Origin of the sequence: Streptomyces sp. NBC_00286 (genome assembly GCF_036173125.1) — a bacterium.
GTDB lineage: Bacteria > Actinomycetota > Actinomycetes > Streptomycetales > Streptomycetaceae > Streptomyces.
On record NZ_CP108054.1, the window covers coordinates 1089576 to 1103743 of the forward strand.

A 14168-nucleotide genomic window follows, 5' to 3' on the forward strand; every position below is an offset into this window, starting at 1 on the left:
AGAAAAACGCTTGGACTCCGTGGGCTCCGCCGCGGGACACTGCGAACCCTTCGACAACACAGGGTGAGCATGGAATCGCAGTCTGTATCGCAGGGGGAGCTGCCGGGTAGGGGCCCGGTGCTCCTCGCACTTCGTTACTACGGACGGGAGTTGGCCCGGCTCTGGCGGTGGGCGGTGCCCGGGATGCTGCTGCCGGCGCTGGGCAACATCGGCATCTTCTACATCGCACCGCTGGTCGTCGCCAAGCTCGTCGGCCGTATCGCCGACGACGCCGACATCACCATCGGCTCGACACTGCCGTACGTCCTCGGCTTCGCCGGCATTCTGCTGTTCGCGGAGACGCTGTGGCGCATCGGCATGCACTGCCTGAACCGTGTGGACGCCCTCGGCATCGAGCACCTGTACGTGATCGGCATGGACGAACTGTTCGCCAAGGACACCGCGTTCTTCCACGACAACTTCGCCGGGTCGCTGACCAAGCGGGTGCTGAGCTTCGCCTCCCGCTTCGAGGAGTTCATCGACTCGATGACGTTCCAGGTCGTGGGCAGGTTCGTGCCGCTGCTGTTCGGGTCGGTGGTGCTGTGGCGGTACGAACCGCTGCTCGTCGTCGGGCTCCTGGCGATGATCGCGGTGACGGGGCTGTGCGTGGTGCCCCTCATCCGTCGCCGTCAGGCGCTCGTCGATGAGCGCGAGGAGGCGATCGCCCGGGTGTCGGGCCATGTCGCCGACAGCCTGATGAACATGGACACGGTCCGGGCCTTCGCCGCCGAGGAACGCGAGGCCGCCGAACACCGCTCCCGCGTCGCGCACTCACGGCGGCTCACGCTGCGGTCGTGGGACTACGGCAATCTGCGCATCGACACACTGGTCGCGCCGATGTCGGTGCTGACCAACGCGCTGGGCCTGCTGCTCGCGGTCACGCTCGGCGGGGGCGGGCACGGCGTGGAGGCGGTCGTGGTCGCCTTCACGTACTACTCCAACGCGACGCGGATCATGTTCGAGTTCAACCAGATCTACCGCCGTCTGGAGAGCTCGATGACGGAGGCCGCGCAGTTCACCGAACTGCTGCTCACGCCGCCGACCGTGCTCGACCCGCCCTCGCCGGAGCCGTTGCTGCCCAGGGCGGCCGACGTCCGCTTCGAGCAGGTGACCTTCGCCCACGCGGGCGCGGAGCCGCTCTTCGAGGGCCTCGACCTGGCTGTGCCCAGCGGGACGAAGATCGGTCTCGTCGGCCGGTCCGGCGGCGGCAAGACCACCCTCAGCCGGCTGCTGCTGCGGTTGATGGACATCGACGCGGGCCGGATCCTGATCGGCGGCCAGGACATCAGCAAGCTGAGCCAGGCCGACCTGCGAGGCCTGATCGCGTACGTGCCGCAGGACCCGGCGATGTTCCACCGCACACTGCGGGACAACATCGCGTTCGCCCGGCCGGGCGCCACCGACGCCGAGATCCGCCGCGCTGCCGACGCGGCGCACGTCACGGAGTTCGCCGACGCGCTGCCGGACGGCTTCGACACCATGGTGGGCGAGCGCGGTGTCAAGCTGTCCGGCGGACAGCGCCAGCGCGTCGCTCTCGCCCGGGCGATCCTGCGCGACGCGCCGATCCTGCTGCTCGACGAGGCGACCAGCGCCCTGGACTCCGAGAGCGAGATCCTCGTCCAGGAGGCGCTGTGGCGGCTCATGGAGGGGCGCACGGCGCTCGTGGTGGCACACCGCCTGAGCACCGTCGCCTCCATGGACCAGCTCGTCGTCCTCGACCGCGGACGGATCGTCGAGCAGGGCACGCACCAGGAACTGCTCGCGTCGGACGGCACCTACGCGAAGTTGTGGCAGCACCAGTCGGGCGGCTTCCTCGACGAAAGGCCCGTCGAGGAGAGCCCCGTCGACGACAGCTCGGTGGGGGCCGAACTGCACTGAACGCGAGCTGGTTCCGGCAAGGGGGACGCGTTCAGCTCACGGGCACCGCCAGGTACTGGTACTCCAGGAACTCGTCGATCCCGACCCGGCCACCCTCGCGGCCCAGCCCGGACTGCTTGACGCCGCCGAAGGGGGCGGCCGGGTTGGAGACGAGGCCGGTGTTGAGGCCGACCATGCCCACCTCCAGGCGTTCGCTGACGCGCAGGGCGCGGTCGAGGCCCTCGGTGAAGAGGTAGCCGACCAGGCCCCAGGGGGTGTCGTTGGCGCGGCGCACGACTTCGTCCTCGTCGTCGAAGGTGAGGATCGCGGCCACGGGGCCGAAGATCTCCGTGTCCATCAGGCGGCTCTCGGGGTCGACATCCGCGAGCACGGTCGGCGGGTAGAAGCAGCCGGGCCCTTGCGGCGTACGGCCGCCGACGAGCACCTCGGCGCCGCGCTGCACCGCGTCGGCGACCAGCTCCTCTACCTTGGCCCGTCCGTTCGCGTCGATCAGCGGGCCGACGTCGACCCCGTCCCGGGTGCCGGGGCCCACCACCAGCGAGCCCATACGCTCGGCGAGCCGCCGCCCGAACTCCTCCGCCACCGACCGGTGCACGAAGAAGCGGTTCGCGGCCGTGCACGCCTCGCCCATGTTGCGCATCTTGGCGACCATCGCGCCGTCCACGGCCTTGTCCAGGTCGGCGTCCTCGAAGACGACGAAGGGCGCGTTGCCGCCCAGCTCCATCGAGGTACGTACGACAGCGTCTGCGCACTGCGCGAGCAGCAGCCGCCCGACGGCGGTGGAGCCGGTGAAGGAGAGCTTGCGGATACGGCCGCCGCGCAGCAGCGGCTCGACCACCTCTCCCGCCCGCGAGGTCGTGACGACGTTCAGCACGCCGTCCGGCAGGCCCGCCTCCTTGAGGATCCCGGCCAGCGCGAGGCTGGACAGCGGGGTCTGCGGGGCCGGCTTGAGGATCATGGTGCAGCCGGCGGCGATCGCCGGGCCGATCTTGCGGGTGCCCATGGCCAGCGGGAAGTTCCACGGGGTGATCAGCAGACAGGGGCCGACCGGGCGGCGGGAGAGCACCATCCGGTTGCGGCCGTCGGGCAGGATGCCGGCGCCGCCTTCGATGCGTACGGCCTCCTCGGAGAACCAGCGGAAGAACTCCGCCGCGTACGCCACCTCTCCCCTGGCCTCGGCGAGCGGCTTGCCCATCTCGGCCGTCATCAGGTGGGCGAGCTCGTCGGTGCGCTCGAGGATGATCTCGTGCGCGCGGCGCAGGATTTCACTACGTGCCCGGGGCGCCGTACGGGCCCACTCCTGCTGTGCCTGCACGGCCGCGTCCTCCGCGAGCCGGGCGTCCTTGGGGCCCGCGTCGGCGACGTGCGCGATGATCTCGCCGGTCGCCGGGTCGTCCACGGGCAGGGTGGCGCCGTCCACGGCGTCCACCCAGGCACCGCCGATGAACAACTGCGTGGGTGTGTCGGTCATGAGGTCTCTCCTGGTTGATCGGATCGATCGGCGGCGGGGTCGAGCAGTTCCGCGAGGTGCAGGGCACGGATGTCGCGGTCTCCGGCGAGGTGGTCGATCTGCGTCGCGCAGCTGAATCCGTCGGCCACGACGACGGTCCGCTCGGCGCTGTCGACGGCGTCGAGGCGGGGTTTCAGTGCCAGGTCGGCGACAGCCATCGAGGTGTCGTAGTGCTCCTCCTCGAAGCCGAAGTTGCCGGCGAGTCCGCAGCAGCCCTCGGCCTCGTCGACCTTGCGTACGCCGAGCTTGCTCAGCAGGTCGCGCGGGCGGCGGCCGGTGAAGGTGGCGTATTCGTGGCAGTGGGTCTGCAGGACGACGTTGTCCGGCAGGTCGGGGGGCGTCCAGTCGGGGGCGGCCAGGTCGGTCAGGGCGCCGGTGAGGGTGTGGACGCGGGCCGCGACGCGGCGGGCGGCATCGGTGTCGAGGAGTTCGGGCACGTCACGCTTCAACGCGGCCGCACAGCTGGGTTCGGCCACGATGATGGGCCGGTCGTCGCCGTCGTCGTCCAGGCGGGCGACCGTACGGGCCATGACGCGTCGCGCGACGGACAGCTGACCGGTGCTGACCCAGGTCAGTCCGCAGCACAGGCCGTCCTCGGCCGTGCAGGGGATTCCGGCGTCCGCGAGTACGCGGCTCGTTGCGCCCGCGACCTCGGGGCGGAAGGCGCGCGTGAAGCTGTCGACGAAGAGCAGGGCCTTCGACGGTTCGCCGGTCTTCGCGGCACGCAGGGTCTTGCGCAGGGCGCGCCGGGAGGCGAAGGCCGGGATCGTGCGCTTCGTGGTCACGCCTCCGAGGCGGGCGAGCGCCCTGCCGACCGGGCCGCGCATCAGCGCATTGACCGGCCGGGCGGCGCGTCCGGCCAGGGCCGAGGTCAGGGGCAGCCAGCCCAGCGAGTAGTGGGAACGGGGCCGGAGCCTGCCCTTGTAGTGGTGGTGCAGGAACTCTGCCTTGTACGTGGCCATGTCGACGCCGACCGGGCAGTCGCTGGAGCACGCCTTGCAGGACAGGCACAGGTCGAGGGCGTCCTTGACGTCGGTCGAGCGCCAGCCGTCCTGGACGGTCCCGCCCCGCACCATCTCCTGGAGCAGCCGGGCCCGGCCCCGCGTGGAGTGGTTCTCCTCCCCCGTCGCCCGGTAGCTGGGACACATCACGCCGCCCGCGTCGCTGCGGCAGCGGCCGACGCCGACACAGCGGCGTACGGCGCCCTCGAAGCCGTCCTCGTCGTGCGGGAAGGCGAAGAGGGTCTCGACGGGCAGCACGACAGCGGGCGTGTGCAGCGCCAGATCGGCGTCCAGGGGAGCCGGGTCGACGATGACGCCGGGGTTCAGGAGCCCGTGTGGGTCGAAGGTCTCCTTGAAGGCGGCGAACGCCCGGATCATCTGGTGGCTGTACATGACCTCCAGCAGCTCACCGCGCGCCCGCCCGTCGCCGTGCTCACCCGACAGCGTTCCGCCGTGCTCGACGACCAGAGCGGCGGCTTCGGAGAGGAAGCGGCGGGTGGCGGCCCGCCCGGTGTCCGTGGCGAGGTCGAAGTCGATGCGTACGTGGACACACCCGGCACCGAAGTGCCCGTACAGCACGCCGGTCAGCCCGTGGGCCGTCAGCAGCGCGCGGAAGTCCCGTAGATAAGCGGCCAGTTGATCCGGCGCGACCGCCGCGTCCTCCCAGCCGGGCCAGGACTCCCCGCCGTCCACGAGGCGGGCGGCGAGCCCGGCTCCGTCCTCGCGGACCCGCCACAGCGAGCGCCGTTCGGCCACGCTCTCCACGACCCGTCCGCCGGTCATCCGGCCCCGGGCCTTGAGCACGTCGAGCAGTTCGGCGGCGCGGTGGTTCACCGCGGCCTCGTCGTCGCCATCGAGTTCGACGTACAGCCAGGCACGCCCTTCGGGCAGGCCGGTGACGGAGTCCGGACCGCGGCGGGCTCGCATCGTCGCGACGATCGCCTCGTCCATGCCCTCCACGGCGGTCGGCGACCAGCGCAGGATCTCCGGGACGTCCTCGGCGGCGTCGACGACGTCGTCGTAACCGAGGGTCAGCAGCGCCGTGGCGGAGGCCGTCGCGAAGAGCCGTACCGTCGCTGCCGTGATGACCGCGCAGGTGCCCTCCGAGCCGACCAGCGCGCGGGCCATGTCGAAGCCGTTCTCCGGCAGCAGACGGTGCAGGTGGTAGCCGGAGACCTGGCGGGGGATGCGGCCCAGCTCGGTGCGGATCGGAGCCAGGTTGTCGGCGATCAGGGCCCGTACGTCTTGCTCGAGGCGGGAGATGTGTCCCGCATCATCAGGGTCGACCGGGTGCAGCCCGTTGTGGTCGGCGATGGCGCGTACGCCGTCGGCGGTGACGATCTCCAGGGACTCGATGTGGCTGCTGGTCCGCCCGTGCCGCACGGATCGGTTGCCGCAGGCGTCGTTGCCGATCATGCCGCCGAGCGTGCAGCGGCTGTGCGAGGAGGGGTCGGGGCCGAAGGCCAGCCCGTACGGGCCCGTCGCACTCTGGAGCGCGTCGAGGACCACTCCCGCCTCGACGCGCGCGGTGCGGGCCTCCGGGTCGATGTCCAGGACCCGGTTCATGTAGCGGGAGAAGTCCAGGACGACGCCGGGCCCGACGGCGTTGCCCGCCATGCTGGTGCCGCCACCGCGCGCGGTGACCGGGACGCCCGCCTCCCGGCAGGCCCGTAGCACCGCGCACACGTCGTCGGCGCTACGGGGGAAGGCCACCGCCTGCGGCGGAACCCGGTAGTTCGAGGCGTCGTAGGCGTATGCGCCGGTCCCTCCCGCACCGGTCTCGATCCGCAGTCCGGGAGCGGTACGGGCGAGCTCGTCGACCAGGCGCGCGAGGGAGTCGGTCATCGCTGCGACGCCCCTGAGGTACCGGCCTCCACCGCGGCCGACCACGCCTGGAGGCCCGCGTCCACCGCCTTCTCGTCGATGACGAGCGCCGGGATCATCCGTACGACCTGGTTCCAGGCGCCGCACAGCAGCAGGAGCAGGCCCTCGTCGATGGCGGCCTTCTGCACGCGGCCGGCGGTTTCGGGGTCGGGGCTGCCATCCTCGGTGACGAACTCGCTGGCCAGCATCAGGCCCATGCCGCGTACGTCCCCGATCGCCGGCGTCCGCTCGGCCACCGCCTCCAGGCCCTGGCGCAGCCGCTGGCCCATCGCGTCGGCGTTCTCGACCAGCTTCTCGTCGCGTACGACGTCGAGGGTGGCGCACGCCGCGGCGCAGGCGACGGCGTTGGCGCCGTAGGTACCGCCCTGCGAGCCCGGCCACGCCTTGGCCATCAGCTCCTCGGAGGCGGCGATGCCGGAGATCGGGAAGCCGCTGGCCAGGCCCTTCGCGGTGATCAGGATGTCCGGGGTGACGCCGAAGTGGTCGTGGCCCCAGAAGCGGCCGGTGCGGCCGACGCCGGTCTGCACCTCGTCGAGGATGAGCAGGAAGCCGTGCCGGTCCGCGCGCTCCCGCAGGCCCTCCATGAAGGCGCGGTTCGCGGGCACGTAGCCGCCCTCGCCGAGCACCGGCTCGACGATGATCGCGGCCGTGTCGGCGGGCGAGGAGATCGTCTGGAGGGTGTAGTCGAGCTCCTTCAGGGCGAAGCGGGTGGCGGTGTCCTCGTCCCAGCCGTAGCGGTAGGCCGTCGGGAAGGGGGTGACGACCACGCCGCTCATCAGCGGGGAGAAGCCGGAGCGGAAGCGGGTGCCGGAGGTGGTCATGGAGGCGGCGGCCACCGTACGGCCGTGGAAACCGCCGTGGCAGACCAGAACGTTGGGCCGGCCGGTGGCCTGGCGGGCCAGCCGCAGCGCCGACTCGACGGCCTCGCTGCCGGAGTTGGTGAAGAAGAGGCTGTCCAGGCCGGACGGCAGTACCTCGCCCAGCTTCTCGACAAGTCGCTGCAGCGGCTGGTGCATGACGGTCGTGTACTGGCCGTGGACCAGCGTGCCCACCTGCTCCTGCGCCGCCGCCACAACCCTGGGGTGACAGTGCCCGGTGCTGGTGACGCCGATGCCCGCGGTGAAGTCGAGATAACGGCGGCCGTTCTCGTCGTACAGGTGGACGCCCTCGCCCCGGACCGCCGTCACGGGGGTGGCCTGGCGAAGGTGCGGCGACAGTGCGGTCATGTTCGTCTCCCGGCCGTGCGTCGTGGGCTGCGTGGTCAGCTTGCTCCTGTACCCGAGTATTTCCGCGATCATGGAGGGCTACAACGCGCGATCTGTCCGGCTTGAGCGCGGTGATCGGACGTTGTGTCAACCGCGGAAGGCGCCGCGCGAGGGGGCGTACGCCGGTGGACTGCTCTTGCGCAGGTCAGCGCCGCTTGCCACAGTGACCGGGCACTCCCCCGAGCGCGCCCCTCCGATCGTGTCGGGGACCCCTACGGAGACACCGTGGACACCGTGAACGACAAGCGCCCGACAAATCGTCCGCCGGCCATCGACGACCGGGACACCGGCCCGGCCGGCCGCGCGCCCACCGTCGCGGACATCCTGGCCCTGCCCGTCCTGTCCGCCGGACGACCCGAGGTGGTGACCGGCATCGCCCACCTCGACCGGCCGGTCCGCTGGGTCCACATCACCGAACTCACGGACCCCGCCTCCTTCCTCAAGGGCGGCGAACTCGTCCTGACCACCGGCATGCCCCTGCCCGAGGACCCGGCAGGCGTACGCCGCTACGTCGACGAACTCGCCCGCGTCGAAGCCGCCGCCCTGGTCATCGAACTCGTACGCCGCTACCACCGCCCGCCCGACGCACTCGTCCAGGCCTGCCGGGCCCGCGGCCTCCCCCTGATCACCCTCGCCAAGGACGTCAACTTCCTGGAGGTCACCCAGGTCGTCCACGCCCTCATCCTCGGCAGCCAGGCGGAGGCGATGCGCCGCGCCCAGCGCATCCACGAGGCGTTCACCGCCCTCACGCTGCGCGGCGCGGGACCCGAAGACGTGGTGCGCGTGGCGGCGCAGCTGAGCGGCCACACGGTCGTACTGGAGAACCTGGTGCACCAGGCGCTGACGTACGAGGTCTCCGGCAGCACCCTGGAGGACGCACTCACCGACTGGGAACAGCGCTCCCGGGCCACGCCGACCGGCGACCACCCGGACGTGGGCGGCCCGGAGGGCTGGCTCACCGCACCCGTCGAGTACCAGGGCGAACGCTGGGGCCGCGTGGCCATGCTCCCCGTCCGGGCCGGCGAACCGGCTTTCGGCCCGGAGCACATCACCGTGCTGGAGCGTACGGCGATGGCCCTGGCCGTCGCCCGCCTCATCCACCCCACGCCCTGGGAGCGCACAGCACACCGAGACGCCTTGCGGGACCTGGCCGAACAGCGCCACCACTCCCCCGAGGACGCCCGCGCCCGCTTCGCGGCACTGGGGCTGCCCACGGAGGACAGCCGGTTCCTCGCGATCCTCGTAGATCTCGGTACAGCAGACCTCCGTGCGGCAGACCTCCGTACATCGGTCATCCCTACATCGGACCTCGGCACATCGGACTCGGACGAGGCCGTGGTCCTGGAGACCCGTCTCTCCCAAGAGGCGCGGGCCGCAGGAATCCCGGCCCTCGTCGGTGAACTGGCTCCCGGCCGTCTCGGCATCCTCCTCGCGCTGCGCCCGTCGCAGCCCTGGCGATCCATTGCCGAACAGCTGAGCCGCGCCGCACTGGACGTCGCCTCGACGGCGGTCGTGAGCGTCGGCTCGGAAGTCACCGACCTCCGCGACACCGCCCGCTCCTTCCGCGCGGCGGCCCGCGTCGCCGAGGCCACGCCGCCCGGCCAGCCCCTCCCCCCGGACCGCTCCTTCCACGAACTGCCCGACATCGGACTGCGCCGCCTCCTGTACGCGTTCCGCGAGGACCCCCGCATCCAGGAGTACGCCGAACGCCGACTCAGCCCTCTCATCGACCACGACACCCGCCACGGCACCGACCTGCTGACAACCCTGCGCCACTACCTCGACGCGGCCGGCAACAAGACCACCACCGCACGCCGCGGCGGACTGTCCCGGGAGACGGTCTACCAACGCCTGCGTACGATCGAGCGCTTGCTGGCCTGCGACCTCGAGTCCGGCGAAGAGCGCACGGAACTCCATGTGGCGCTTACGGCGCTGGACATCTTGCGGGGGCGTCCGTGAAGCGGCCGGTTGCCTGAGCGGCTACCTCACCAACACGTCGGCGGCGGACACCGGTTGACCAGTGCCCGCCGCCCACACACTCCTCGCCACGCCCTCGCTCAGTCGTCGTCCCGGAACTCGCCCGAGAAGGCGTCGGCCATGCGCATCCAGGGCTTCGCTTCGTCATGGCGCCCCTGACGTTCCAGGGTGCGGCCCAGCATCAGGTGGGCGTAGTGCTCCACCGGATCGCGCTCGACGATCACGCGCAACTGCTCCTCGGCGCGCCGCAGTTGGGCCGAGTGGTAGTAGGCGCGGGCCAGCAGCAGCCGGGGACCGGTCTGCTCCGGGACCTCTTCGACCACGGCGGCGAGCAGCTTCGCCGCGCCGATGTAGTCCCTTGCCTGGAAGAGCAGTTGGGCTCGCTCCCAGCGCTCGGCGGTGGTCTCCTCGTGCGGCACACCGGCGCCGTTGTCGAACAGGTGCAGCGCGCTGGCCCAACGGTCGGGCGCGACACCGCCGTTCGCCCAGGTGTCGTTGAAGTTGTCGCTCATCACTACTCTCCCTCCTAGGTCGTACGGTTCTCAGGCCGCCGGTCCCGCGGTCGGCGCGCGCTCCGCGTCCCGCGCGGTGAGCAGCGAGGCGTGGGTGGGAGCGTCGGGCACGTCGGCCGGCCGGTACTTGGCGAACTCCTTGCGCAGCACCGGTACGACCTCCTCGCCGAGCATGTCGATCTGCTCCAGCACGGCCTTCTGCGGGACACCGCCGCCGTCCACGATGAACAGCTGGCGCTGGTAGTCGCCGAAGTGCTCGCGGAAGGTGAGCGTCTTCTCGATGACCTGTTCGGGGGTGCCGACGGTCAGCGGGGTCTGCTCCATGTACTCCTCCATGGAGACCCCTCCGCCCATCACCGGCGAGTGGTCGAAGAACGGGCGGAACTCCCGTATGGCGTCCTGGGAGTTGGGGCGCATGTAGACATGTCCACCAAGGCCGACGATGGCTTGCTCGGGGCTGCCGTGGCCGTGGTACGCGTACCGCTCCCGGTACAGATCGATCAGCTTCTTGGTGTGCTCCTTCGGCCAGAAGATGTTGTTGTGGAAGAAGCCGTCGCCGTAGTACGCGGCCTGCTCGGCGATCTCCGGGGAACGGATGGAGCCGTGCCAGACGAACGGCGGTATGCCGTCCAGCGGCCGGGGCGTGGAGGTGAACCCCTGCAACGGCGTGCGGAACCGGCCCTCCCAGTCGACGACGTCCTCGCGCCACAGCCGGTGCAGCAGTGCGTAGTTCTCGATGGCGAGGTTGATGCCGTCCCGGATGTCCTTGCCGAACCACGGGTACACCGGGCCGGTGTTGCCGCGGCCCATCGTCAGGTCCACGCGACCGTCGGCCAGGTGCTGGAGCATCGCGTAATCCTCGGCGATCTTCACCGGGTCGTTGGTGGTGATCAGCGTGGTGGCCGTGGACAGGATGATCCGCTCCGTGCGCGCGGCGATCCAGCCCAGCATCGTCGTGGGCGAGGACGGCACGAACGGTGGGTTGTGGTGCTCGCCGGTCGCGAAGACGTCCAGCCCCACCTCTTCCGCCTTCTGCGCGATCTCGACCATCGCCTTGATCCGCTCGCGCTCGGTCGGCGTACGGCCCGTGGTGGGGTCGGTGGACACATCACCGACGGTGAAGATGCCGAACTGCATCGGCTTCAGCCTTTCACTCATGTGGTTGACAAATCAACCGTACGCTCGCAACGCACGCCGAAGCTTCCCTATTCCGCCCCGCCGACCGCGGCTCCCGTCAGCCGAGTTCCGCTTCCAGCCAGCGCAGGACGTCGGGCGTCGCGGGGTCGGTGATGTCGGCGAACTCGGCATGCCGCTGGACGAATTTGGCCACGTACGGGCAGACGGGCACGATCCGTTTCCCGGACTCGCGCACGTCCTCGAGAGCCTGCTGGACCAATTGCGCGCCCAGGCCCTGACCGGCGAAGGCGTCGTCAACCTCCGTATGGAAGAAGACCCGTTGCGCACCACGGTCGCGGTACGCGGCCACACCGGCACGCTTGCCGTCGACCAGGATCTCGTACCGGTGACGGGCATCGACGCGCTCGACGACCGGCGCGGTGGGAGTCTCGCTCATGATCAATGTGCCTTTCGCTGGGGGTCAGCGACGCGGAGGGTTCCGGCGCGGGGTGATGATGGCGTTGCGACACTGGCCGCGGGTGCACCGAAGGCGCTCCTCAAAGGCGACGTCTCCGCCGGGCTGCAGTCGCACATGGGACTGAGCGCGGGCCTCGTCCGCTCCATCGGACTGGCCGAGGTCGCCGCCGCGGTGGGCCTGATCGTGGGCCTCTTCTGGCAGCCCCTCGGCATCGCGGCCGCCATCGGCTTCGCCCTCACGATGGTCGGCGCTGTCGGCTTCCACGCCAGGGCCGGCGACTACGCCGACCCTGCCACGCGCGGGAACGCCATGACCCCCTTCGCCCTCATCGCACTCTCAGTGGCCACCGCCGTGACGCTCGGACTCGCGATGTGACCCGCCCAGCACCACGCACCCATCGCGTTCGCGGGTCAGGACCCGTCCGCGTCCAGCTTGTTCACAACGCGTTCGGAGACGTCGCCCAGCACCCGCAGTTCCGCCGGGGTGACATGGTCGAGGAACAGCTCACGCACAGCTTCGACATGGAGCGGGGCAGCGGCCTTGATCGCCGTACGCCCCGCCTCCGTGATCACCACGAACGCGCCGCGCCCGTCCTCAAGGCACTCCTCCCGAACGACCAACCCCCGCCCGGCCATCCGCGCGATGTGGTGGGACATCCTGCTCTTCTCCCACTCCAGCGAGCGGGCCAGATCCTGATAGCGCTGCCGCCCCTCCGGCACATCCGTCAGGTTGACCAGTACCGCGAAGTCCGCAGCCGACAACCCCGACTCCGTCTGCAGCAAGCGCGACAAACGGCCACCGAGCCGCTCATGCAACCGTACGAAACTCCGCCACGCATGCTGCTCTTCCTGCGTCAGCCATCGCACCGATTCATCCATGACGTAATTGTATTCATAGTTGATAGCTCACCGAACTCCGGAGGCGCGGCCCGACCTGTCCTGCCCTGCCCTGGCTGTCCCGGACCGCGCCTCCGGGCCCGCGCATCACGAGCATGGGGGCCAATCGCGTAGCAGGCAGGTCTGCTGCCAGTTCGCCGGGCTACTGGTTGATACATCAATCATGCTGAGTAATGATTGATGCATCAACTAACAATAGCCCTGTCACCCACGCCACGGCCGGGGAACACAGCAGGAGGAGCCCGCCCATGTCTGATCTCGTCTTCGGCCTGGACACGTTCGGCGACGTACCGGACGACGACTCCGGCACCCCCGTGTCCGACGCACAGGCCATCCGGCAGGTCGTCGACGAGGCCGTTCTCGCGGAGGAGACCGGCGTCGACGTCCTCGCCCTCGGTGAGCACCACCACCCGGAGTTCGCGATCTCGAGTCCGGAGACCGTGCTCACCGGCATCGCGACCCGTACGAACCGCATCCGCCTGCCCTCCGGCGTCACCGAGTAGCCGGGCGGCGGCCTGGAGGGTGACGAAGGCCCGGGGCAGCACCCCGGGCCTCGTCCGTCACCAATCTCAACTCACCTGGATCTTCGAGGCGTTCTCAGCCAGCCAGGCATCGAAGCTCTTGAGCTCCGGGTTGAGTTCCCACAGGCGGTCCAGGTCGCGGGCGCCCGTGAACTCCTGGTCGAAGTCGCCGTAGTACTGGAACATGTTGCCGATCTCGTCGGCCGCGGGGATGTCGAGGGTGCGGAAGACGTCGTACGGGACGGACTGGAAGCGCACCGGCTCGCCGATCGCGGCCCCCAGCTTCTCCGCGTACTGCGCGCCGGTGAGGTGGTCGCCCGCCAGGCTGATGGTGCGGCCGATGAACTGTTCGCCGCCCTTGAGGATGGCGAAAGCGGTCCGGCCGATGTCCGCCACGTCCACGCCTGCGAGGAGCTTGCCGTCCTCCAGCGGCAGGGTCAGCGCCAGTACGCCGTCCTCCGCGCGCTGGGGACCGAGGCCCTGAAGGAAGCCCTGGAAGTAGAAGGTGGTGTTCAGATGGGTCGTGGGCACTCCGGCCTGCTCGAACAGCTGGTTGCTCTCGCCCTTGGCGTCGAAGTGCGGCACGTTGTACTTGTCCTGGAGGACGGGCATCCGGCCGTCGTCCAGCGGCAGCAGTTCGCGGGTGTCCTCCAGAGTCGACCAGACCACGTGACGCAGGCCCGCGGCCTTGGCGGCCCGGACCAGGACGTTGATCTCGTCCGTCTCCTTGGCCGCCGAACCATGCGCCCAGAAGTTGGTGACGAGGAAGGCGCCGTAGGCGCCCTCGAACGCCTTGTGCACGGTCGGCTCGTCATGGAAGTCCGCCCGTACGACCTCGGCTCCGAGCCCGGCGAGCTCCTTGGCGGCGGGCGAGTCGGGATTCCGGGTCAGCGCCCGCACCGTAAAGCCCGAGTCCGGGTCGGCGAGGATCGCCCGCGCGGCGCCGCCACCCTGCGCACCCGTCGCTCCGGTGACCGCGATGATCTTCTTGTCGCTCATGCCTGCAACTCCTGCCCGAGAGAGAGTCTCGTTGATGCGTCAACAATGACGCTACGCTCAAGTCGATTGACGCGTCAACTTTTACCGGTCGG

The 14168-nt window shown here is 70.3% G+C and carries 12 protein-coding genes; 4 read left to right on the plus strand and 8 right to left on the minus strand.

The annotated features are described in order from the left end of the window. The first annotated feature begins 69 nt into the window (after nt 1–69). Entirely contained in the window at nt 70–1917 is a 1848-nt protein-coding gene (locus OHT21_RS05125) for an ABC transporter ATP-binding protein (RefSeq protein WP_328767020.1), read from the plus strand. A 31-nt stretch (nt 1918–1948) separates the two neighbouring features. Here the strand turns inward: OHT21_RS05125 and OHT21_RS05130 are convergent, their stop codons facing one another. The 3 genes from OHT21_RS05130 to OHT21_RS05140 are packed head-to-tail and all read right to left on the minus strand — an operon-like array spanning nt 1949 to nt 7538. Further along, a complete protein-coding gene (locus tag OHT21_RS05130; RefSeq protein ID WP_328767022.1) occupies nt 1949–3388 on the minus strand; it encodes an NAD-dependent succinate-semialdehyde dehydrogenase in 1440 nt (479 codons plus the stop codon). Further along, entirely contained in the window at nt 3385–6273 is a 2889-nt protein-coding gene (locus OHT21_RS05135) for an FAD-binding and (Fe-S)-binding domain-containing protein (RefSeq protein WP_328767023.1), read from the minus strand. The genes OHT21_RS05130 and OHT21_RS05135 overlap by 4 nt, the downstream gene beginning before the upstream one ends. Continuing rightward, a complete protein-coding gene (locus OHT21_RS05140) occupies nt 6270–7538 on the minus strand; it encodes an aspartate aminotransferase family protein (RefSeq protein ID WP_328767024.1) in 1269 nt (422 codons plus the stop codon). The genes OHT21_RS05135 and OHT21_RS05140 overlap by 4 nt, the downstream gene beginning before the upstream one ends. A gap of 273 nt (nt 7539–7811) precedes the next feature. Here OHT21_RS05140 and OHT21_RS05145 point away from each other — a divergent pair, with 273 nt between their 5' ends. Beyond that, nucleotides 7812–9536, plus strand: coding sequence for a PucR family transcriptional regulator (locus OHT21_RS05145; protein WP_328773962.1), 1725 nt, complete (start codon nt 7812–7814; stop codon nt 9534–9536). A 98-nt stretch (nt 9537–9634) separates the two neighbouring features. On the opposite strand, the gene OHT21_RS05150 is transcribed toward OHT21_RS05145, so the two are convergent. From OHT21_RS05150 to OHT21_RS05160, 3 genes are all read right to left on the minus strand, one after another. After that, entirely contained in the window at nt 9635–10066 is a 432-nt protein-coding gene (locus OHT21_RS05150; protein ID WP_328767025.1) for a tetratricopeptide repeat protein, read from the minus strand. 30 nt (nt 10067–10096) lie between these two features. Continuing rightward, the gene (locus tag OHT21_RS05155; protein ID WP_328773963.1) at nt 10097–11203 is read right to left on the minus strand and encodes an LLM class flavin-dependent oxidoreductase; all 1107 of its coding nucleotides are present in this window, start codon (nt 11201–11203) and stop codon (nt 10097–10099) included. 97 nt (nt 11204–11300) lie between these two features. After that, nucleotides 11301–11639 (minus strand): GNAT family N-acetyltransferase, encoded by a 339-nt coding sequence (locus OHT21_RS05160; protein ID WP_328767026.1) that lies wholly within the window; start codon nt 11637–11639, stop codon nt 11301–11303. Between OHT21_RS05160 and OHT21_RS05165 the strand changes: the two genes are divergently transcribed. Further along, nucleotides 11589–12035, plus strand: a complete 447-nt coding sequence (locus OHT21_RS05165) for a DoxX family protein (RefSeq protein WP_328767027.1) — start codon at nt 11589–11591, stop codon at nt 12033–12035. The genes OHT21_RS05160 and OHT21_RS05165 overlap by 51 nt on opposite strands. Nucleotides 12036–12070: 35 nt before the next feature. Here OHT21_RS05165 and OHT21_RS05170 read toward each other — a convergent pair whose 3' ends face one another. Continuing rightward, nucleotides 12071–12538, minus strand: a complete 468-nt coding sequence (locus tag OHT21_RS05170) for a MarR family winged helix-turn-helix transcriptional regulator (protein ID WP_328767028.1) — start codon at nt 12536–12538, stop codon at nt 12071–12073. Between the two features lie 266 nt (nt 12539–12804). Here OHT21_RS05170 and OHT21_RS05175 point away from each other — a divergent pair, with 266 nt between their 5' ends. Then, nucleotides 12805–13059: an LLM class flavin-dependent oxidoreductase gene (locus tag OHT21_RS05175; protein WP_328767029.1), complete on the plus strand. Its 255-nt coding sequence runs from the start codon at nt 12805–12807 to the stop codon at nt 13057–13059. A gap of 66 nt (nt 13060–13125) precedes the next feature. On the opposite strand, the gene OHT21_RS05180 is transcribed toward OHT21_RS05175, so the two are convergent. Beyond that, on the minus strand, nt 13126–14076 hold the full coding sequence (locus OHT21_RS05180) for an NmrA/HSCARG family protein (RefSeq protein ID WP_328767030.1): 951 nt from the start codon (nt 14074–14076) through the stop codon (nt 13126–13128). Between the last annotated feature and the right edge of the window lie 92 nt (nt 14077–14168).

What these genes read in the sequence shown, in the direction of transcription:
- OHT21_RS05150 (WP_328767025.1), bottom strand. Translation starts at nt 10,066, where the DNA reads ATGAGCGACAACTTCAACGACACCTGGGCGAACGGCGGTGTCGCGCCC.
- OHT21_RS05175 (WP_328767029.1), top strand. Translation starts at nt 12,805, where the DNA reads ATGTCTGATCTCGTCTTCGGCCTGGACACGTTCGGCGACGTACCGGAC.
- OHT21_RS05160 (WP_328767026.1), bottom strand. Translation starts at nt 11,639, where the DNA reads ATGAGCGAGACTCCCACCGCGCCGGTCGTCGAGCGCGTCGATGCCCGT.
- OHT21_RS05180 (WP_328767030.1), bottom strand. Translation starts at nt 14,076, where the DNA reads ATGAGCGACAAGAAGATCATCGCGGTCACCGGAGCGACGGGTGCGCAG.
- OHT21_RS05135 (WP_328767023.1), bottom strand. Translation starts at nt 6,273, where the DNA reads ATGACCGACTCCCTCGCGCGCCTGGTCGACGAGCTCGCCCGTACCGCT.
- OHT21_RS05130 (WP_328767022.1), bottom strand. Translation starts at nt 3,388, where the DNA reads ATGACCGACACACCCACGCAGTTGTTCATCGGCGGTGCCTGGGTGGAC.
- OHT21_RS05170 (WP_328767028.1), bottom strand. Translation starts at nt 12,538, where the DNA reads ATGGATGAATCGGTGCGATGGCTGACGCAGGAAGAGCAGCATGCGTGG.
- OHT21_RS05155 (WP_328773963.1), bottom strand. Translation starts at nt 11,203, where the DNA reads ATGCAGTTCGGCATCTTCACCGTCGGTGATGTGTCCACCGACCCCACC.
- OHT21_RS05140 (WP_328767024.1), bottom strand. Translation starts at nt 7,538, where the DNA reads ATGACCGCACTGTCGCCGCACCTTCGCCAGGCCACCCCCGTGACGGCG.
- OHT21_RS05125 (WP_328767020.1), top strand. Translation starts at nt 70, where the DNA reads ATGGAATCGCAGTCTGTATCGCAGGGGGAGCTGCCGGGTAGGGGCCCG.